At 65.9% G+C, this 20,034-nt stretch carries 15 protein-coding genes; 7 read left to right on the top strand and 8 right to left on the bottom strand.

Annotation, left to right across the window (positions count from 1 at the left end; genetic code table 11):
• Positions 1-53: 53 nt before the first annotated feature.
• On the top strand, positions 54-2,159 hold the full coding sequence (locus tag ACN0T5_RS07810) for a BTAD domain-containing putative transcriptional regulator (RefSeq protein WP_417768057.1): 2,106 nt from the start codon (positions 54-56) through the stop codon (positions 2,157-2,159).
• Between the two features lie 39 nt (positions 2,160-2,198).
• On the opposite strand, the gene ACN0T5_RS07805 is transcribed toward ACN0T5_RS07810, so the two are convergent.
• From ACN0T5_RS07805 to ACN0T5_RS07785, 5 genes are all read right to left on the bottom strand, one after another.
• A complete protein-coding gene (locus ACN0T5_RS07805) occupies positions 2,199-2,567 on the bottom strand; it encodes a hypothetical protein (RefSeq protein WP_417768056.1) in 369 nt (122 codons plus the stop codon).
• 516 nt (positions 2,568-3,083) lie between these two features.
• A complete protein-coding gene (locus ACN0T5_RS07800) occupies positions 3,084-5,627 on the bottom strand; it encodes a cation:proton antiporter (RefSeq protein WP_417768055.1) in 2,544 nt (847 codons plus the stop codon).
• 109 nt (positions 5,628-5,736) lie between these two features.
• Positions 5,737-6,666: a DMT family transporter gene (locus tag ACN0T5_RS07795; protein ID WP_417768054.1), complete on the bottom strand. Its 930-nt coding sequence runs from the start codon at positions 6,664-6,666 to the stop codon at positions 5,737-5,739.
• Positions 6,667-6,902: 236 nt separating this feature from the next.
• Positions 6,903-7,319: a DUF6220 domain-containing protein gene (locus ACN0T5_RS07790; protein WP_417768053.1), complete on the bottom strand. Its 417-nt coding sequence runs from the start codon at positions 7,317-7,319 to the stop codon at positions 6,903-6,905.
• A 3-nt stretch (positions 7,320-7,322) separates the two neighbouring features.
• Positions 7,323-7,937 carry an NAD(P)H-dependent oxidoreductase gene (locus tag ACN0T5_RS07785; RefSeq protein ID WP_417768052.1) on the bottom strand — a complete coding sequence of 205 codons (615 nt, stop codon included), beginning with the start codon at positions 7,935-7,937 and terminating at the stop codon, positions 7,323-7,325.
• 44 nt (positions 7,938-7,981) lie between these two features.
• On the opposite strand from ACN0T5_RS07785, the gene ACN0T5_RS07780 reads away from it, so the two are divergent.
• The gene (locus ACN0T5_RS07780) at positions 7,982-8,917 is read left to right on the top strand and encodes a LysR substrate-binding domain-containing protein (RefSeq protein WP_417768051.1); all 936 of its coding nucleotides are present in this window, start codon (positions 7,982-7,984) and stop codon (positions 8,915-8,917) included.
• 161 nt (positions 8,918-9,078) lie between these two features.
• Positions 9,079-11,253, top strand: a complete 2,175-nt coding sequence (locus ACN0T5_RS07775; protein ID WP_417768050.1) for a malate synthase G — start codon at positions 9,079-9,081, stop codon at positions 11,251-11,253.
• Between the two features lie 38 nt (positions 11,254-11,291).
• Here ACN0T5_RS07775 and ACN0T5_RS07770 read toward each other — a convergent pair whose 3' ends face one another.
• The 3 genes from ACN0T5_RS07770 to ACN0T5_RS07760 all read right to left on the bottom strand — a co-directional run bounded on the left by ACN0T5_RS07770 (position 11,292) and on the right by ACN0T5_RS07760 (position 14,100).
• Complete coding sequence (locus tag ACN0T5_RS07770; RefSeq protein ID WP_417768101.1) at positions 11,292-11,750, bottom strand: PilZ domain-containing protein; 459 nt, start codon at positions 11,748-11,750, stop codon at positions 11,292-11,294.
• 185 nt (positions 11,751-11,935) lie between these two features.
• Positions 11,936-13,375, bottom strand: coding sequence for an ATP-binding protein (locus ACN0T5_RS07765; RefSeq protein WP_417768049.1), 1,440 nt, complete (start codon positions 13,373-13,375; stop codon positions 11,936-11,938).
• Positions 13,372-14,100 (bottom strand): response regulator, encoded by a 729-nt coding sequence (locus ACN0T5_RS07760; protein WP_417768048.1) that lies wholly within the window; start codon positions 14,098-14,100, stop codon positions 13,372-13,374. The genes ACN0T5_RS07765 and ACN0T5_RS07760 overlap by 4 nt, the downstream gene beginning before the upstream one ends.
• Positions 14,101-14,302: 202 nt before the next feature.
• Here ACN0T5_RS07760 and ACN0T5_RS07755 point away from each other — a divergent pair, with 202 nt between their 5' ends.
• The 4 genes from ACN0T5_RS07755 to ACN0T5_RS07740 all read left to right on the top strand — a co-directional run bounded on the left by ACN0T5_RS07755 (position 14,303) and on the right by ACN0T5_RS07740 (position 20,032).
• The gene (locus ACN0T5_RS07755) at positions 14,303-15,238 is read left to right on the top strand and encodes an EF-hand domain-containing protein (RefSeq protein ID WP_417768047.1); all 936 of its coding nucleotides are present in this window, start codon (positions 14,303-14,305) and stop codon (positions 15,236-15,238) included.
• Between the two features lie 608 nt (positions 15,239-15,846).
• A complete protein-coding gene (locus ACN0T5_RS07750) occupies positions 15,847-16,980 on the top strand; it encodes a type III PLP-dependent enzyme (protein ID WP_417768046.1) in 1,134 nt (377 codons plus the stop codon).
• 274 nt (positions 16,981-17,254) lie between these two features.
• Complete coding sequence (locus tag ACN0T5_RS07745; RefSeq protein WP_417768100.1) at positions 17,255-18,640, top strand: homospermidine synthase; 1,386 nt, start codon at positions 17,255-17,257, stop codon at positions 18,638-18,640.
• Positions 18,641-18,808: 168 nt separating this feature from the next.
• Complete coding sequence (locus ACN0T5_RS07740) at positions 18,809-20,032, top strand: aminotransferase (RefSeq protein ID WP_417768099.1); 1,224 nt, start codon at positions 18,809-18,811, stop codon at positions 20,030-20,032.
• Positions 20,033-20,034: the final 2 nt, after the last annotated feature.

Below are 20,034 nucleotides of genomic sequence, written 5' to 3'. Positions count from 1 at the left end.
GGGCAAGAGGGACGGCCTGCTAAGGCTTTGATGCGCAAGGGGGTTGGGGCAAGGTGGACGATATCGGGAACCAGGGCAGGTTCGGCTCCGGGCCGGCCGGACCCGTTTCACGGGTGCGCCTGCACGCCTCGCTTCTCGGAGTTCCCCGCTTCGAGGTTGACGGCCGGCCGGTTTCCTTCCGCTCGCGCAAGGCGGAGGGCCTGCTCGCCAGGTTGTGCCTGACCGGCGACGGCCGCCTGTCGCGCGAGATGGCGGCGAACCTCTTCTGGGAAGACAGTTCCGAGCATCACGCCCGCTCTTCCTTGCGCCAGACCTTGTTGATTTTGCGTCGCAATCTGATGGCCGCCGGCTTCGACGGGCTCGACAGCGACAAGATCAATATCAGCCTCGATCTGTCCCGCGTTGAAACGGATGTGGAGGCGTTGCTGGCACCCGGCGGCACGGTTGCCCGCCGGCTGCTGCGCGAAAAGCGGCTGTCAGAACGCCTGTTCGAGGGCGGCGAAACGCTGGCCGAGCCGTTCACCGCCTGGCTGCGGGTGCGCCGGCAACAGCTTCACGACCAGCTGCGCGGCATCCTCGAGCCGATGATTCGGCTTGGAGCCGGCGACTGGCGGTCCATGGAGGACGCGGCGCTGGCATTGCTCAATCTCGATCCGACGCATGAGCCGGCCTGCCGGGCCTTCATGACTTCAAGGGCGGCGAGCGGGGATTTTACCGCGGCGCTCAGGGCCTACGAGGAGCTTTGGAACATTCTGGAGGAAGAGTTCGACTCCCAGCCCTCGAGCGAGACGCAGGCACTCGTCGTCGACATCAAGCTCGGCAATTTCTCCGAGTGGCTGAGGCGGGAGCAGACACGGCTCGCCGACGTGGCAAGGCCGGGAGGCAAGGCGCGCGCAGCGGACGATGTGCGCGAAGGGGCGAGGGCGGCGGCGGCCGTCCGGCCCGCCAACCCGGTGATCGTGGTCGACCAGATCCTGCAGATCACGGAGGACGACGACGATGTGCGTCTTGCGAAAGTGTTCCGCCACGACCTGATCTCGCGGCTCGTCAGGTTCCGGGAATGGGCGGTGGCCGACGACGTGACGGAGGAGCTGTCGCTCTCGGCGGCTCCGATCTACCGCGTTTCGATCAGCGCCATGCGCTCGCAGCATGCGGTGTCCTACTCGGTGACGGTGAAGAACTCGCGCACCAAGGCGTATGTCTGGGGCCGCAATTCGGATGTCGGGATCTCGGAGCTGTTCTCGCGCCAGTCGATCCTGGTCGCGGAAATCGCGCAGGCGATGAATGTCAATATTTCGGCCGAGCGCCTTGCCAACCTGTCGCGCATGCCCGATGCCTCGCTCGACCAGTATGACCGCCTGCTGCTGGGCCAACGGCTCCATTACACCTGGAAGATCGAGAAATCTCATCGCGCGGAGGAGATCCTGTCGGGACTGATCGAGGACAACCCGCGTTTCGGTCCGGCCTATTCAAGCCTCGCGCAGATACTCAACTCGCGCCACATCGTCTTCCCCGGCCAGCTCCAGACGCCGGAGACGCTCGAACGGTCGGCCAGTCTCGCCCGGACGGCAATGGCACTGGATCCGTTCGATTCGCGAGCCTATCTGTGCTCGGCATGGACACATGCCCTGCAACGCCGTCTCGGACAGGCGGAGGCGCAACACCGGCAGGCGCTGGAGCTCAATGCGAACGATCCCTGGACGGCCCTGTCGGCGGCGCACGGCCTTGCCTATTACGGCCATCGCGAAGAGGCGCTCGGCATAGCCTATCGTCAGCGTGACCATGGCCTGCTGACGTCGCCGCTGCACTGGAGCTATTTCGTCGGGATCACATGCCTGTGCGGGGACTACGATGCGTCCATCACGGCCTTTCGCTATCTGAGCGACGGTTATCTGGGCGTCGAGGTCTGGTATATCGCGGCGCTGGCGCTGACGGGCGAGACAGAGGAGGCCCGGGCCCAGGCCCGGAGCTTCAAGCAGCGCATCAGCGATCGTTGGGTGGCATCACAGAAGCCTGGCGACGAGGACATCGCGCGATGGATCTGCAGCTGCTTCACCATTGGATCCCAGCGAACGTGGGATGACATCTATCTGGGGCTTTCGCGGGCTGGCATCACGTTGCCCGACGAATTTTCCCCCCGGGCCATCGCCTCGCGCTGACGGTATCGGCGATCGCGGGGTGACGCCCGGGGGCTGTCGTCAGGTGCACACGGCGATCGTGTAGTCCGCGACCCTGTGAAGAAGGAAGTCGCTGTTGGAAAGCGAATCGCCATCGTCGTAAAAACCGGGAAGCGGATAGGGGCCGGTCGCCCCGTCACCGGTCGAGTATTTTTCAAGCGACTGTTCGATCATGCGGCGTGGCGGCAGCCTCAGCAGCAGGACCTCCTCCGAGGGCTGGACGACCTGAAGCGCCTTGAGATGATCGGGGATGGTCGCAATCCCCGACAGCTCCGTCTTCAACGCCGCAAGCGTTTCCGGCCATGGTCTTGTTCCCCTGGCGTAGTCGGCCACGAGTTGCCCCAGTGCCTTGTGATCGTGAATGTCGATCTTTGCCAGTTCATCAGTCATGTTTTGCCCCGCAACGGTTTGAGTGGAAGACGCGCCGCATGAACCTTCTCCGGCCCGCTGCCGGTGTCTTGTGATGTCTTTTGCACTGCCCGCTCTCCACCGGCCTCGACGGCGAGCGGCAGTGTTCGGCGCACGAAAATTCTGGGCCGAAAAGATTCCCGACAGATAAATTAGGGGATTTTCAGATTGGGGCGTCAATAACATTATTTAAAAATTTTAGACTATAATAGCTGCGTAATCGGCGGCATTGAAATTGCTATATGCAAGATATTGTCTTCATGAAAATACTATACTTCGTGTATTTATGGAAATTGTTGAAATTGTTACTTTGCGGAAGGGTTTGGGCCGACGACAGGCGCCGGGAGGCGCCGCATCGTCCTGTTTCAAGCAGACCGGGAAGGCCGCAACCCGGCATCCGGCCGCGATGTCAGGTTGCGCGCGGACAGCATGCGCGCCATTGCCGGACGCGGGGTGTCGTGGCGGCGATGGCCGGCTGCGGAGGCGGCGGGAGACCGGTCAGCCGTGCTCCTGTCCGGTGCCTGCTATCCGGCCTGTCGGCGCGTCTCGTTCCGGTTCGGCCCCGGCATTCATGCGCTGGCGCGCGTGCGCGACCTCCGCGATATGGGCTTCCAGCGCCGGGTCCTTGTCCATCAGGCTCCTGAATTCCGAGCGCGACAGGACGAGCAGGTTGCAATAGCCGAGCGCCCGCACATCCGCGGTGCGCGGTTCTCCGGTGACAAGCGCGATCTCGCCGAACACGTCGCCGCGGCCGAGCCGGATGCGCATCGTGTCGGTGGAGACCTCGACCGCGCCCGAGGAAATGAAATACGCGGTGTCGCCGCGCTCGCCCTTGCGGATAAGGCTGTCGCCGGGCACGGCGAAACGCGGCCGCATGAGCCGCGCGATGGCGCGGATCCGGTCCTCAGGCAGGTCGCGGAAGAGGGGCAGCTGGGCGGTCAGCTCCTCGGTGCGCATGCCCATGTCGAGATGCGGGCGGCGGTCCGCCTCGTCGCGGCCGGCATGGACCTCCTGGGCAAGGTTCGAATAGAGCTCCGAACCGATCAGGTTCTGGGCCTGCAGCGCCCGATAGCCGTCCTCCTCGAGCCTCAGCGCCGCCTTCAGCAGGAACCGCTGGTCGAGGCTGTCGGCATAGTCGGGATATTGCAAGCGCAGCGCTTCCAGGGCCGTGGTCGTGGATTCGCGCCGCAGGAGCAGGATTTCGGTGAGGATCTCGGCCACGCGCTTGCCGAGCAGTGGCTCGATCTTGTCGTCGGTGAAGGCGATCAGCTCGTCGAGCACGATGCGGCTCAGCAGGAGCATCTCATAGCGGTCGGCCAGCAGGCGGGCCAGCCAGCCTTCGTATTTGAGGTGGCGCTGGCACCATTGCGCCAGCCGCATGGTGCGCGGGAAGGCGAGCGATTCGCGCGCTGCCCGGTTGTATTCAAGCCGCCCGCCGGCGCGTGCCCGGTCGCCGATGCGGCCGATCTTGGCCAGCAGGTCCTCGGCCGTGTGGATCGAGGCGGTGCGCTCGCGAAGATGGCGCAGCACGATTTCGCGCTCGCGGTTGGAGATCGAGACGAGGCCGACCGTGACTCGGTCGCGATCGAGGATTTCCTGCGAGGCGCTTGCAGCGCCCGAGGCAACGCTTTGCCGGTCCCGGTAGCGCCGGTCGGTCTCTTCCGCCGCCGCCGGGGCGATGTTGTATTCGCTCGCCACCCGGGCAACGCCCTCGCGCACCTTGGCCAGCGCCAGCGCCAGCACCTGCGAGCGCATCGCATTGTCGAGCGGCGTCAGCTTGTCGAGCCCGAAGACCTTGATCAGCGGTTTCAGGGTGGTGCCGTAGACGAGCAGCGTGAACAGGACGAAACCGGTGGCAAGCACGGCGACGAAGCGTTGCACCTGCGGGTCGATGGCGGCGTTCTCGGTCACGCCGAGGGCCAGGGTCAGGGTGATCGCGCCGCGCATGCCGCCCCACAGGATGACGGTCTTGAACGGGGTGCTGACGGGCTGCGACAGGCGCAGCCAGCTCATCAGCGGCAGTGCGCCGAACAGCACCACCGCACGGGCGACCAGCGCTGCGGCGATGACGATGGCGAGCAGGCCGAGATCCTCCCAGCCGACATCCACCAGCAGCTTGGGGATCAGGATCGAGGCGAGCATGAAGATCAGCGAGGAAGCCCAGAACGCGATCTGCTCCCAGACATCGTTGAGATAGGTCCAGCCGTCCGGCGTCACCCGGGAGGGGCCGGCGAGATTGATCAGGATGCCGGCGGCGACAACCGCGACGACGCCTGAAACGTCGACGAAGTTCTCCGCCACGATATAGACGAGATAGGGCATGGCGACGGACAGCGTCACCTGGGCGAGGCGGAAGTCGCGCACCAGCGGCAACAGGCGCACCATCGCCTGGCCGCCGAGGTAGCCGAGCGCCATCCCGCCCGAAAAACTCCACAGGAACAGTTCGACGCCGCCGGTCAGCGTCGGGGCCTCGCCGCCGGTCAGTGCGTCCAGCAGGATGACGAAGAGGGCGATCGCGGCGGCGTCGTTGAGCAGGCTTTCCCCCTCGACCAGGCGTCCGAGGCGGGCGGGTGCGCCGATGTCGCGGAAGATGGCGACGACGGCGACCGGATCGGTGGTGGCGACGATCGCGCCAAGCAGCAGGCAGGCGATCAGCGACACGCCGGCGAAGGGCTCCAGCGCCAACCCGATAAAGGCGGTGGCGACAAGCACCGCGACCACCGCCATGACGAAGATGACGCCGGCATCGTCCACCATGCGGCGGATGTCCAGCGTCAGCGTCGTCTGGAACAGGAGCACCGGCAGGAACAGGTGGAGGATGCCTTGCGAGTTCAGCGGCAGGTTCACGAACACCGCGGCGATGTCGTTGAAGGCATCGGTGCGCGGCGTGTAGAGCAGCCACGCGGAAACCACGCCGATGCCGATGCCCACAAGGGCAAGCAGCACCGAGGAGGTGACCTTGAGCCGCCGCGCGAGCGGCTGGATCAGGGAAATGACGACGAGCAGGCCGGCGATGGCGGCGATGAACAGGGGCGCTTGCATGACCCGTCTATCTTGGCACATTTCGGCAAATGCGCGACGGTCTTGCGGCACTTCGCCGATATTCGGTGTTGATTACGTGGTCTTGCCGGAACGAGAGCGTCACCAAGCCTCAGGTCACAGGTGCCGGTGCGCCCGCCCGGCGTTCGGACAGCGCGATGCCGGCCAGCACCAGGCACAACGCCGCGGCGTGATAGAGATGGAAGGGCTCGCCAAGCAGCACGACCGCCAGCAGCGAGGAAAAGATCGGCACCAGGTTGATGAAGACGCCCGCCCGGCCAGGTCCGATCAGCTCGATGCCGCGCATGAAGAAGATCTGTGCCAGGAACGAGGGGAATATCGTGATGTAGGCGACGACCAGCCAGCCTTTCGGGGTTGGCCACTGCACCGTGCCTTGCACGAACTCGAAGGCCAGGACGGGCACGGAGACGATGGCCGCGATCACCGACAAGACGGTGAAAAAGACCATGCCGGGGACCGCCGGCCGGTTGCGCAGGAGCACCGCGTAGAGCGAATAGAGAATGCAGGCGACGATCATCAACCCGTCACCCGGATTGACCTTGAGCTCCGCCAGACGGGCGAAGTCGCCCTGGCTGGCGATGAAGACAACGCCGGTCATCGTCACCAGCACCCCGATCGCCTGCAGGGGACGGATCGGAATGCGCAGGATAACGAGCGCGCCGAGCAGCACGAACATCGGCATGGAGCCTTGCAGGATGCCCATGTTGAGGGCGGTGGTGCTGTGCGCGGCGATGTAGAAGAGCGCGTTGAAGGCGGTCAGTCCGATGGTGCCCATCAGGACCATCATCGGCAGGTGCTTCTTCAGCAACGGCCATGCGGCCCTGACCTGGTGGCCGTAAAACGCCACCATCAACGCCGACACGAAGACCCAGCGCAGGAACACGACGGCCATGGGCGACACCTCGCCGATGGCGAGCCGGCCTGCGATGGTGTTGCCGCCGAAGAACAGGGCGGTCAGCGCCAGCAGCAGGATCGGCCGGGCGTAGAACCGCGCGGCGAGGGTGGAGCCTGGTTGCGACATGGGGCGATCGGTTCACCTGCCGGGCGAGGACATTCTCCGGCGGCCGGGTGCCGGTTCGGGTCGCTGTCCGGTCTTGCTGGGGGTCTCGGTTCGCGGCGCGTCGGCAGCGCCGGTTCATCGACGGAAATGACTTTCCTATCGTATGACCAATAGTGCAAACGGATGCAACCCGTCAGCGCGCGCAAGGGGATTGCGTGTGACGCAGGGCTGGCGGCTGTGAGGGGCATCGCCCGGGGTCAGACTGCGGCCTTTCGAACTTGCGACTGCCGACGCTCGATTTTGGCGAGCAGCACGAGGCTGACGGCCAGGAGCAGCGCGCCGTTGGCCGGATGAAAGGCGAGGAAGCGGGGGGCATCGCCGGCGGCGAGTGCCACCTGCACCAGGTAGAAAAGGGCGGCAAGACACGCCCACCAGCCGAAGCCACGCAGCCGGGGTATCGCGAGCGCGCCGCCGGCAAGGCAAAGGACAGGCAGGGAGATGGCTGATCCAAGTCCGGCATGCACGGCCCAGTCGCCAGCTTCGCCGAACAGTGCGAGCCCGGCGGTAAGGAACTGCGCGAAAAGGGCAGCGGGTAGAAGCCGGCCGAACAAGGTGAACCACGCGGGCGTGCCACGCCCGAGATCGGTCAGGGTGTCGTGGATGGTGCCGGTCATGGTTCAGGCCTCCGCGAGCACGGGACGGGATTCCGCCCGCCAGACAACAAGGTCTGCCGCATAGCTCCGCGCGGCCGCATCCAACTGCTCTTCCGAGAGGTTGTCGGCGTCGTGCAGAACAAAGTGGGGCGACCAGGCGAGGCCGCAGCGATTGGCTGTGGCGCGCAGTGGCGCCAGCATCTCCGGGATCGGAAACAGGTTGCGACCGCCATCGCGATAGGCATCTGCCTCGCCGCCCGTGGTGACCGCGACCATCAGGCGCTTGCCGGCGAGGGCGGCACCTTCCGTGTCCGGCAGCAGATACATCATGCGGGTGAGAACGGCTGCCTGCCAGGACTGCAGGAGCGGGGGCGGCGTGTACCAGTACAGCGGAAACTGAAGGACGATCTGGCGGGCGTCGATGAGCCGTGCGGCCTCGGCCTCTCCGTCGCGCGCCATGTCGAGCCCGGCCGGGAACCGGGCCTGCATGTCAACCACCTCGGTGCCGGGTACGGCTTCCGCTGCCCCGATGAGTGCCGCATTGGCGCGGGAACGAGATAGGTCCGGGTGAAAAAGCAGGATCAATGTCTGGGTCATCGTCGCCTCCATTGCGATGGCAAGGAAGGTGAGGGCGATCAAGAAATTACTCCAATCGATAGGTGGTATAGTCTATTATAAATTTCATGAATTTGAGAAGTATTGACCTGAACCTGTTGGTGATCCTGGACGCTTTGCTCGACGAGGCCCATGTCAGCCGCGCCGCAAAGCGGCTCGGCCTGACGCAGCCTGCTGTCTCGGCGGCACTGCAAAGATGCCGGGGGGTGTTCGGCGACGAATTGCTTGAGCGGGGACGCGGCACCATGCGTCGTACCGAGCGGGCGGAAGCCTTGCGGGCGCCGTTGAAAACCCTGCTTGTCGGGGTTAACCGGCTGGTCGATCCGCCCCCGACACCGCTTGCCGAGCTGCGCCAGACGCTGAGGATCGTCATGGCCGACTATCCGGCGGTCCAGCTGATGCCGCCGCTGATGGAGCATCTGGGTCGCACCGCACCGGGGATCGATCTCGTGCTGCAGCCCTGGCAGGGGGCGGATGCGGCGCGCGCCGGTTTGGTCGCCGGGACAAGCGACCTTGCGCTTTCCGTTTTTCTGCCGACCGAAGACGAGTTGCAGCGGCGGGAACTGCTCCATGAGCACTATGTGGTGGCGATGCGCCAGGATCACCCGGCGACACGGGATTTCAACCTGAAGACCTGGCTTTCCCATCCGCATGTGCTCGTCTCGGGGCGCGGCGATACGCGCGGACCGCTCGATGCGGTACTGGCAGGACATGGACTGTGCCGGCGGATCGGCGTTGTCGTTCCGACCTTCCAGATCGTGCCCGGCCTGCTTGCCCACTCCAACCTGATCGCGATGTTGCCCTCGCGCTGCGTCCCTGACACGGCCGGCCTCGCAACCTTCGCGCCGCCCGTGCCCGTACCCGGTTTCCCCATGCATGTCGCCTGGCATCGTCGCCGCGACGACGACGTCGGGTTGCGCTACGTGGCGGGCCTGATGGTGGATATCCTGTCAAAGGACAGCGGCAATTGTCTCCCCCATGGATCAAGTCTTTTCGATTTGTGACAGATTGACCGGGTGAGGGGGCTTCGCTTTGATGGGCGACACCCGATCCGGCCCGGGGTCGCCATGACGATCCGGCCGGTTTTCGCAAAAAGGTTCAGGACGGTGGCGGCGAAATGCCCGCCCGTCCGCTTGCCAGGATTGAACGAAGGAGCGCCGACCCCATGGAGCGTATCGAGATTGCCGGCCTGAAGGTCGCCACGGAACTGCGGGATTTCGTCGAGCAGGAGGCGTTGCCCGGCACCGGGGTCTCGCCTGATGCCTTCTGGCAGGGACTGTCCGGCATCGTTCACGATCTGGCGCCGGAAAACCGTGCGCTGCTGGAAAAGCGCGATGCCCTGCAGGCGAAGATCGATGCCTGGCACCGGGCTCATCCCGGCCCGGTCGACCTGCCCGCCTACAAGGCGTTCCTGAAGGAGATCGGCTACCTGGTCGAGGAAGGCGGAGCCTTTGCCGTGACCACGGCCAATGTCGACCCGGAAATCGCCTCGATCTCCGGCCCGCAGCTTGTCGTGCCGATCACCAATGCACGCTACGCGCTGAACGCGGCCAACGCGCGCTGGGGCTCGCTCTATGACGCGCTCTACGGCACGGATGCGATGGGCAGCCGGCCCGGAGGGGGCGGCTACGATCCGGCGCGCGGCGCCGAGGTCGTCGCCCATGCAAGGCGGCTGATGAACGACCGGGTGCCGCTTTCGGGCGACTGGGCGGCTGTCACCGGGCTTTCGGTGGAAGGCGGCCGGCTCGTTGTCACGGGCGAGGGCGGCGTGTCGCTGTCGCTTGCCGACCCGGCCCAGTTCGCCGGCTATCGCGGCGAGGCGGGCACTCCCGATGCGGTGCTCTTCGTGAAGAACGGCATGCATATCGAGGTTTCGATCGACCGGGCCCATGCGATCGGTCGCGAGGATCCGGCCGGTATCGCCGACATCGTGCTGGAATCCGCCGTCTCAACGATCATGGATTGCGAGGATTCGGTCGCGGCCGTCGATGCCGAGGACAAGGTCGTCGCCTATCGCAACTGGCTCGGACTGCTGAAGGGCGACCTCACCGCGAGCTTCGACAAGGGCGGCCGCACCATGGTGCGCCGCATGGAAGGCGACCGCGACTACGTGACCCCGGCCGGCGGCGCGCTGCGCCTGCATGGCCGCTCGCTGATGCTGGTGCGCAATGTCGGCCACCTGATGACCAATCCGGCCATCCTCGACCGCGACGGCAACGAGGTGCCGGAGGGCATTCTGGACGGCATGATGACGGCGCTGATCGCCATGCACGACATCGGCACGGGCGGCGCGAATGGCGGCGGCCGGCGGATGAACTCGCGCGCCGGCTCGCTCTACATCGTCAAGCCGAAGATGCACGGCCCCGAAGAGGTCGCCTTCGCCAACAAGCTGTTCGGACGTATCGAGGACGCGCTGGGCCTGTCGCCCGACACGCTGAAGATGGGCATCATGGACGAGGAGCGGCGGACCACCGTCAACCTCAAGGAATGCATCCGCGCGGCCTCGTCCCGCGTGTGCTTCATCAACACCGGTTTCCTCGACCGCACCGGCGACGAGATGCACACCTCGATGGAGGCCGGGCCGATGATCCGCAAGGGGGACATGAAGCAGGCCGCCTGGATCGCCGCCTACGAGAACTGGAATGTCGACGTCGGTCTTGAATGCGGCCTGCCGGGCCACGCCCAGATCGGCAAGGGCATGTGGGCGATGCCGGACCTGATGCAGGCGATGCTGGAGCAGAAGATCGGCCATCCGAAGGCCGGCGCGACGACCGCCTGGGTGCCTTCGCCGACGGCGGCGACGCTGCACGCGTTGCACTATCATGTGGTCGATGTCGCCGCCCGCCAGCAGGAATTGAAGGCGCGTGGCCGCGCCAGCCTCGACGACATCCTGTCGATCCCGGTCGCCGAGCGGCCGAACTGGTCGGCGCAGGAAATCCAGGCCGAACTCGACAACAACGCGCAAGGGATTCTCGGCTATGTCGTGCGCTGGGTCGACCAGGGCGTCGGCTGCTCCAAGGTGCCGGACATCAACGATGTCGGCCTGATGGAGGACCGCGCGACGCTGCGGATTTCCTCCCAGCACATCGCCAACTGGCTGCGCCACGGCGTCTGCACGGACGCCCAGGTGATGGAGACGATGAAGCGCATGGCGGCCGTCGTCGACGGGCAGAATGCCGGAGACCCGCTCTACACGCCGATGGCCGAGAACTTCGATGCTTCGGTCGCCTTCCAGGCTGCCTGCGACCTGGTGTTCAAGGGGCGCGAACAGCCCTCCGGCTACACCGAGCCCGTCCTGCATGCCCGCCGGCTGGAGGCGAAGGCGCTGGCCGGCACCTGAGTCCCGCCGGCGGCGGCTCTCACGAGACCCTATCGGCCTCAGGGCCGGTAGGGTTGCCCGACCGTCCCGGCGGTCCGGCGCGTCTCGATGTCGCTGAAGATCATCTCCTTGAGCCGCTCCTGCTCGGTGTCGTTGTAGACGAACCGCCAGCCGCTCTCCTCGCTGTGCCGCCAGCGCTGCTCGGCCCGCAATTCCAGCCCGTATGCGGTGACCGCGATACGGACGCTGAGCGCGAGTTTCGGCAGGTCGGAGCACCGGATGCGGCATCCGGTAAGGCTCAGATCCGTCAGCTTCGCGGGCATCGGGCCCCGCATCGTCACCACCATGACGGGTATGGAGCCGTGCGCCCGCGGTGCCCGTCGTCGCTCCGGCTGTGTTGTTGACGCGGACCTGTGGCGGCTTCTTGACGACAGGGTGGCCACCTCCTGTGTCTCCTGTTTTCGCCTGGTTGAAAACACTCCCCCCGGAGTTCGGCCAAGGATCTTTCCATGATGCATCGGCAAATGCGACATGGAGAACCTTGCCGATTTCCGATGATGAAGACCGGGCCCTCGGGAAGGCAATGTCACTCTGGGCGTGAATGACGGCTTTTTGCGGTTTTCCATTGGAAAAGCCGTAAATCTTCCCTTGCGTCAGATGGGTGTTGCCTGACAGGGCCGTTCGCGAGCGGAGCGTGAGGGGATCAGGCCGGTGCCGGACGGTCCGCGGGAAGCGTGATTCGCGCCTCGAGACCGCCTTGCGGCCGGTTGGCGAGGTCCAGCGTGCCGCCATGGGCATGGACGATGGAGCGGGCGATCGACAGGCCAAGGCCGATCCCGCCGGTTTCCTCGGACCGCGATTCCTCGATCCGCACGAACGGCTCGAAGACGTCCTTGAGGCGGTCCTCGGGAATGCCCGGACCGTGGTCGGAAACGGCGATGCGCACCGCGCCGGCATCTGCCTGAAGCGAGAGTTCCGCCGTGCCGCCATAGCGCACTGCGTTGTCGATCAGGTTGCGCAGGGCCCGTTTCAGACTGAGGGGGCGGCAGGAAACAACGATGCGCGCCGTGGGCGGGTCGAAGGCAACCGGCCTGCCCATGTCGCGGTAATCCTCGGCGATTGCGTCGATGAAGCCGCCCAGATCCGTGCGCGCGGCGTCCTCGCGGGAGGCCTCGTCACGGGCGAAGGCGAGCGTTGCCTCGACCATGCCCTGCATCTCGTCGAGCGTCTCGATCACCTTCTCGCGGTTTTCCTCGTCGTCGATGAACTCGGCGCGAATCCGGAGCGAGGTGATCGGCGTGCGGAGGTCGTGGCTGATCGCTCCGAGCATGCGGGTGCGGTCGCGCACGAAACGGGTGAGGCGATCCTGCATCACGTTGAAGGCGTGGATCGTGCCGCGCACCTCCGAAGGGCCGGTCTCGGCCAGCGGTTCGACATCCTCGCCCCGGCCGAGCCGGTCGGCCGCCGCAGCAAGCTCGCGCAAGGGGCGGGTCAGGCGCCGCACGGTCAGCGCGATGATCGCGATGATCGCGGCAGCCATCAGCGCGACGGCGACCAGCACGGGCAGCAGCGTGTTGCGCGGCACGCGAAAGCGGCTCGTTCCGTTGAGCCAGCGGCCGTCGGAGAGGCTGACGGCCAGGGTCAGGGAGACCGGCGCATCGCGCCAGCGGTCATGTCCGTGCTGTCGGCTGCCTTTCGCCCGGCTGACGTCATCGTCATCGTGATCGCCGACATCGATACGCCACCTCGAGGGAGCTTCGCGCAGTGGCGGACGAGGCGAGACGTCGACGCGAATGTCCCGTTCCCTCCCCAGTTCCTCCGACATCATCCCGGCAATGCGCCGGTCCGTGTTGCCCCCGCCGGTACTGTCAAGCGCCGGCGTCTCGTCGATCCAGAACCACAGGAAGCGGCTGGATATGGCGCGCAGCATTTCCGGGCGCTGGGCTTCGGTCGCATCCTCGACAAGGCGCACCAGCGAGACGGTGCGCGACACGATGGTGTTGCGGGCAAGCTCGACCAGCGCCACGCGGCGCTCGCCGGCGAAGAGCCACAGGGTCAGCACCTGCGCGACCACGAGCGCGATCAGCAGCAGCGCGATGAGCTGGCCGGCGAGCGATTGCGGCCAGGGACGGAAGCGTTTCATTCGCCGCGCTCCTCCACTTCGGCGGTGAACGTGTAGCCGCCGCCCCAGACCGTCTTGATGAGTTCGGGAGACTTCGGGTCGGGTTCGATCTTGCGCCTCAACCGGCTGACCTGGTTGTCGATCGACCGGTCGAAGACGCCGGGGCTGCGACCGGAGGTGAGATCGAGAAGCTGGTCGCGCGACAGCACCATGCGCGGGCGTTTCAGGAAGGCGATGAGCAACTGGAACTCACCGGTCGACAGCGGCACCGCAATGCCGTCCGCGCCGGTGAGCAGGCGTTTGGGCACATCGAGCCGCCATCCGGAAAAGCAGAGCGTTTCCGCCTCCACCGGATCGCGGTCCCGGGGCACCTGCGAGGAGCGGCGCAGCACGGCGCGGATCCGCGCCAGCAGTTCGCGCGGGTTGAAGGGCTTGGTCACATAGTCGTCGGCGCCGATCTCCAGCCCGACGATACGGTCGGTATCCTCGGCCATGGCGGTGAGCAGGATGACCGGCACGGTGCCGCTTTCCACGAGCGAGCGACACAGCGACAGCCCGTCCTCGCCCGGCATCATGATGTCGAGGACGATGAGGTCGACGGCCGCCGCCTTGAGGAACTTGCGTGCCTGCGCGGCACTGTCGGCGACGGACGATCGCAGCCCGTTCTTGCGCAGGTAGCGCGCCAGCGATTCGCGAATGTCGCGGTGATCGTCGACGACAAGAATGTGTGCCCCGTTCTCGCTCATGGGTTCCGCCCGGTCCTTACAGTCAGCCTCATTCTGTCTTATCGCCCGCGCACGGGAAGCGGAAACGGCAATTGTATCGAGCTGTAACAGGCCGCAAGCCCGCCACAGCTTGCGACACAAACACCCCCGGACCGGCATAGTTCTGCGACAAGCGCCCCCTATCTCGGTGTCATCGCATTTGAACCCAAGAGGAGACCTGGCGATGACCATGTTGAAGAAGATTGCCCTTGCAGCCCTTGCCGCAACGCTCGCCGGCACCACCGCGATGCCGGCTTTCGCCGACCGGAGCGGCCGCGGCGAAGGCGGCGGCAAGCAGGGCTGGCACCAGGCATCGAATGGCGGACATTCGGGCAAGCATGCCGGCAAGCGCGGCGGCCATCACGGCCATCGCGGCCAGATGGTGCGCATGTTCATGGAGCGCTTTGACACCGACCGGGACGGCAAGGTGACCCAGGAAGAGATCGACGCCAAGGCGGATGCCATGTTCGCCAATGCAGATGCCGACGGAAACGGCCGCGTCACATTGGAGGAATTCAAGGTCGCCTATGCGATGGAATTCTCCGAGCGCCGGGTGCGCGCCTTCCAGCGCCTCGACCGCGATGGCGACGGCAAGGTGTCCGAGGCCGAGTTCAACCGCCGCGCCGAGCGCATGCTGGAGCGCATGGAGCGCGCCGGCGACGATGACGACAAGCGTCGCGGCGGTCGCCGGGGTCATGGCCGGATGATGGAGCGCTTCGATGCCGACGGGGACGGCAATGTCACCGCCGACGAGGTCCGCCAGAGCCGCGCCGCGAGTTTCGCCGCCGCCGACGCGGATGGCGACAAGGCGCTGACGCTCGAGGAGTTCGCCACGATCTGGGCCGAACGGGCCGACACGCGCATGGTGCGCGGGTTCCAGCGTCTCGACCGTGACGGCGACCTCGCCGTGACGAAGGACGAGGCAACCCGCCCGCTCACCGGCCTGGTTGCCCGCATGGACCGCAACAAGGATGGCGCGCTTTCGGTCGAGGATCGCCCGCGTCGCGGCATGGGCGGCCACCACGGCAAGCGCTGGCATGGCAAGAAGCACCACGGCGAGCGCGGCGAGCGTGGCGAAGGTCGCGGCGCGCACGGCAAGCGCGGTGGCGACAACAACTGAGGGGCAGCTTCCCCGCATTTCCCTCGTCATTGACGGCAAGCCGGGCGGCGGGACCTCGTGTTCCGCCGTCCGGCTTTTCCCTGAAAAGGCCATCGCCGCCCTGTTGTGATGCCGGCAATCGGCAGAAGTGGCGAGGCGAAAAGGGGTATCCGTGCCGAGGCGCAAAAAATGCGCCCCGACATGCGAATTTTCTCTTGATTATGATGGCGGCTTGATTCATATGTCGCTTGCCCAAATTCGCACGTGCCCGTGGTCGTCCAACCGAAAGGTGGCAGCCGCTCAATAGGGCCCGGACTAGTCCGGAATAGAGCGGCAAAACGGACGGCTTAAAGCAACGACGTAAGAGGGCTTTTTTGGTCTCTGCCGGGTTTCCAAGTCCCGGGGTCACTGAAGAGGCACTTGTTACATCATTGCCGGCCGTGCGGTTCGGGGTCCCCGATCCAATCCAAGGCAGCAATCGCGGAACGGCGAGCGATTACCCGTATTCACGGGAATCCGATGCCCGACCGTTGCATATGCAGTCCGCATTCTCCCGTCTCCAAAGCGGGTGGGACGCGTTTCCGCATCTGCAAGCTTGCGACCGGAATTCGGAACATCGGGTGACTGCCATGACGGAGCGTATCAAGAACTTTCTCCGCCAGCGACGAGGCGACGGGCCTTGCGTTGTCGTCGATCTGGACATCGTCCAGGATAACTATCTCGCTTTCGAGCGGGCATTGCCGGACACCCGCGTCTTCTACGCGGTGAAGGCAAACCCGGCTCCCGAAGTGCTGGCCCTGCTCGCCAGCCTCGGCTCCTCCTTCGACTGCGCCTCCGTGGCCGAAGTCGAGATGGCGCTGGCCGCCGGCGCTGGCCCGGAGCGCATTTCCTTCGGCAATACGATCAAGAAGGAGCGCGACATCGCGCGGGCCTTCGAGCTCGGCGTTCGCCTGTTCGCGGTCGACTGCGAGGCGGAGGGCGAGAAGGTCGGCCGTGCCGCGCCGGGCGCCCAGATTTTCTGCCGCATCCTGTGCGACGGCGCCGGCGCCGACTGGCCGCTGTCCCGTAAGTTCGGCTGCGCGCCGGAGATGGCGCCGCGCGTGCTCGAGCATGGTCATCGCCTCGGCCTTGTCGCCCATGGCGTGTCGTTCCATGTCGGTTCGCAGCAGGCCAATGTCGAGGCCTGGGACGTCGCGCTGGCCTCGGCCGCGTGGATCTTCCGCGAGATGGCCGAGCGCGGCATCAACCTGTCGATGGTCAACCTCGGCGGCGGCTTCCCGGCCCGCTATCTCAAGGACGTTCCGGGCGTGCCGCGCTACGGCGAGGCGATCCTGCGCGGGCTGTCCAAGCATTTCGGCAACCGCATTCCGCAGACCATCATCGAGCCGGGCCGCGGCATGGTCGGCGATGCCGGCATGATCGAGGCGGAAGTCGTCCTGATCTCGAAGAAGTCGGATGCCGAGGACGAGATCCGCTGGGTCTACCTCGACATCGGCAAGTTCAACGGCCTGGCCGAGACCATGGACGAGGCGATCCGCTACCCGATCCGCACGGACAAGGACGGTGACCGCAAGACCCCTTGCGTGCTTGCCGGCCCGACCTGCGACAGCGTCGACGTGCTCTACGAGAAGGCTCCCTACGAGCTGCCCGTGAGCCTGTCGATCGGCGACAAGGTGCTGATCGAGGCCTGCGGCGCCTACACGACCACCTACTCGGCGGTTGCCTTCAACGGTTTCGAGCCGCTGCGCTCCTACGTCATCTGACGGTCACCCTTGATCACCCATAGATAGTTCCGGGCCGGCCGGTCGCGAAAGCGGCCGGCCGGCGTTATGCTCCCGCGTGGCGCCTGTCATCATGCACGCCCCATGCAGACCTTTCCCAGACAGAAGGACACCCGCCATGACCGAAGCGAAGACGCCGGCGGCACGCAGGAAGACCACAAGGGCCAAGGCTGCCGCGAAGCCGGCCGCCGCCCCGGCACCTGCCGCCACCGCCAAGTCCTGGCCCGTGCACGGCACGATCTCCGGCCCCATCGTGATGATCGGCTTCGGGTCCATCGGCAAGGGCACGCTGCCCCTGATCGAGCGGCATTTCCGCTTCGACGCCTCCCGCGTCACCGTCATCGACCCGGTCGATGCCGACCGCAAGCTGGTCGACGATCGCGGCTACAGGTTCGAGAAGGTCGCGATCACCCCGGAAAACTACCGCGAGGTGCTGTCTCCGCTGCTGACCGAGGGGGAGGGGCAGGGCTTCTGCGTCAACCTTTCCGTCGACACGTCCTCGCTGGATCTGATGAAGCTCTGCCGCGAACTGGGCGTGCTTTACATCGACACGGTCGTCGAGCCGTGGCTCGGCTTCTATTTCGACGAGAACGCGGACAACGCCTCGCGCACCAACTACGCGCTGCGCGAGACCGTGCGCCGGGAGAAGAAGAAGAACCCCGGCGGCACGACGGCGGTCTCCTGCTGCGGCGCCAATCCCGGCATGGTCTCCTGGTTCGTCAAGCAGGGGCTGGTCGACATCGCCCGCGACACGGGAACGAAGTTCGAGGAGCCGAACAGCCGCAAGGGCTGGGCGAAGCTGATGAAGAAGGTCGGCGTCAAGGGCGTGCATATCGCCGAGCGCGACACGCAGCGCGCCCGCAAGCCCAAGCCCATGGGCGCCTTCTGGAACACCTGGTCGGTCGAGGGCTTCCTTTCCGAAGGCTTCCAGCCGTCGGAACTCGGCTGGGGCACGCACGAGAAGTGGATGCCCAAGAACGCCCGCAAGCACAAGAAGGGCTGCAAGGCAGCGATCTACCTGGAGCAGCCGGGAGCCAACACGCGCGTGCGCACCTGGTGCCCGACGCCGGGCGCCCAGTACGGCTTCCTCGTCACCCACAACGAGTCCATCTCCATCGCCGACTATTTCACGGTGAAAGAGGACGGCAAGGTCGTCTACCGGCCGACCTGCCACTATGCCTATCACCCGGCCAACGATGCGGTGCTGTCGCTGCACGAACTGTTCGGCGCCGCCGGCAAGATGCAGGAGACGCTGCACGTGCTGGCCGAGGACGAGATCATCGACGGCATCGACGAGCTTGGCGTGCTGCTCTACGGCCACGAAAAGAACGCCTACTGGTTCGGCTCGCAGCTCTCCATCGAGGAAACCCGCGAGATCGCGCCCTACCAGAACGCCACCGGCCTGCAGGTGACCTCGGCCGTGCTGGCCGGCATGGTCTGGGCGCTGGAGAACCCGAGCGAGGGCATCGTCGAGGCCGACGAGATGGACTATCGCCGCTGCCTCGAGGTGCAGCGCCCCTATCTCGGTCCGGTGAAGGGCTACTACACCGACTGGACGCCGCTTGACGGCCGGCCGGGCTTCTTCGCCGAGGATATCGACGAGAGCGATCCCTGGCAGTTCCGCAACATCCTGGTGCGCTGAGCCGGGTCGTTTGCGCAACACGCGCTGCCGAAACGCGTTGACGGAGCGCCTCCGCCCTTCTCCCGGGCTGACCCTGGGGAAGGTGGAGGCGCTTCCGTGCTCGACGCGGCGTCGCGGAATGGATACTAAGGCCGGAGAATTGCCGTGATGTGGGGACACACGAAGATCATGAAGCCGACCAATCCCGTTTTCACCGGTCTCCCGACCACGATCTTCGAGACCATGTCGCGGCTTGCCATCGCCCATGGCGCGATCAATCTCGGTCAGGGCTTTCCCGACGTGGACGGTCCTTCGGACGTGCGCCAGTTGGCTGCCGACGCGCTGATGGCCGGCCCCAACCAGTATCCGCCGATGCTCGGCCTGCCGGAACTGCGACAGGCGGTGGCCGCCTCGACCAAGCGCTTCTACGATCTGGATGTCGACTGGCAGAGCGAGGTGATGGTCACCTCGGGGGCGACGGAGGCGCTCGCCGACGTGCTGCTGGCGCTGCTCGAGCCCGGCGACGAGGTGATCCTCATCGAGCCGCTCTACGACTGCTACCTGCCGCTGGTGAAGCGGGCCGGCGGCATTCCGGTGCGCCTGCGCGTGACGCCGCCGCAGTGGCGGCTCGATCTCAACGCGCTTGCCGACGCCTTTACCGAGAACACCAAGGCGATCCTCATCAACAACCCGATGAACCCGGCCGGCAAGGTGTTCCAGGAAGAGGAACTCGCGGCGATTGCGCGGCTGTGCAACGAGCACGGCGTCTATGCCATCTGCGACGAGGTCTACGAGCACCTTTTGTTCGACGGCCGCAGGCACATGCCGCTGATCGCGTTTCCCGGCATGCGCGAGCGCGCGGTGCGCATCGGCTCGGCCGGCAAGACCTTCTCGCTGACCGGCTGGAAGATCGGCTATGTCACGGCGGCGCCGAACCTGCTCGACCCGATCGCCAAGGCGCACCAGTTCGTCACCTTCACGACGCCGCCAAACCTGCAAAGGGCCGTTGCCTACGGGCTTGGCAAGGACGACGGCTACTTCGCCGGTCTGCGCGACGAGATGCAGGCCAAGCGCGACCGCTTCGCCGGCGGGCTTGCCGCCCTCGGATTTGAGGTGCTGCCCTGCGAGGGCACCTATTTCCTCACCTGCGATGTCTCGACGCTGGGGCTGGATGGCACCGACGTCGACATCTGCCGGCAGCTTGTCGAGGAGGCCGGCATTGCCGCCGTTCCGGTCTCCGCCTTCTATGTCGCCGACGCGCCGACCAATTTCGTCCGCTTCTGCTTCTGCAAGAAGGACGAGGTGCTCGACGGCGCGCTGGAGCGCCTCGGAACGTTTCTGGCCGCGCGCACCGCAGCGGCGGGAACGCTGGCGGCATCCTCCGACGGCATGCACGCGGCAGAGGGAGTGTGACG

The sequence above is a fragment of the Stappia sp. genome (assembly GCF_048261845.1).
In the GTDB taxonomy this organism is placed as follows: domain Bacteria; phylum Pseudomonadota; class Alphaproteobacteria; order Rhizobiales; family Stappiaceae; genus Stappia.
The sequence above is the reverse complement of the archived record's forward strand: the minus strand, read 5'-3'. Positions and strand labels throughout refer to the sequence as shown.

Bases quoted from the DNA above. Each gene is read 5' to 3' on its own strand.
- ACN0T5_RS07805 (WP_417768056.1), bottom strand. From the start codon at position 2,567: ATGACTGATGAACTGGCAAAGATCGACATTCACGATCACAAGGCACTG.
- ACN0T5_RS07790 (WP_417768053.1), bottom strand. From the start codon at position 7,319: ATGACCGGCACCATCCACGACACCCTGACCGATCTCGGGCGTGGCACG.
- ACN0T5_RS07745 (WP_417768100.1), top strand. From the start codon at position 17,255: ATGATCGGCTTCGGGTCCATCGGCAAGGGCACGCTGCCCCTGATCGAG.
- ACN0T5_RS07775 (WP_417768050.1), top strand. From the start codon at position 9,079: ATGGAGCGTATCGAGATTGCCGGCCTGAAGGTCGCCACGGAACTGCGG.
- ACN0T5_RS07770 (WP_417768101.1), bottom strand. From the start codon at position 11,750: ATGCATCATGGAAAGATCCTTGGCCGAACTCCGGGGGGAGTGTTTTCA.
- ACN0T5_RS07760 (WP_417768048.1), bottom strand. From the start codon at position 14,100: ATGAGCGAGAACGGGGCACACATTCTTGTCGTCGACGATCACCGCGAC.
- ACN0T5_RS07740 (WP_417768099.1), top strand. From the start codon at position 18,809: ATGAAGCCGACCAATCCCGTTTTCACCGGTCTCCCGACCACGATCTTC.
- ACN0T5_RS07765 (WP_417768049.1), bottom strand. From the start codon at position 13,375: ATGAAACGCTTCCGTCCCTGGCCGCAATCGCTCGCCGGCCAGCTCATC.
- ACN0T5_RS07755 (WP_417768047.1), top strand. From the start codon at position 14,303: ATGACCATGTTGAAGAAGATTGCCCTTGCAGCCCTTGCCGCAACGCTC.
- ACN0T5_RS07795 (WP_417768054.1), bottom strand. From the start codon at position 6,666: ATGTCGCAACCAGGCTCCACCCTCGCCGCGCGGTTCTACGCCCGGCCG.
- ACN0T5_RS07800 (WP_417768055.1), bottom strand. From the start codon at position 5,627: ATGCAAGCGCCCCTGTTCATCGCCGCCATCGCCGGCCTGCTCGTCGTC.
- ACN0T5_RS07750 (WP_417768046.1), top strand. From the start codon at position 15,847: ATGACGGAGCGTATCAAGAACTTTCTCCGCCAGCGACGAGGCGACGGG.
- ACN0T5_RS07780 (WP_417768051.1), top strand. From the start codon at position 7,982: ATGAATTTGAGAAGTATTGACCTGAACCTGTTGGTGATCCTGGACGCT.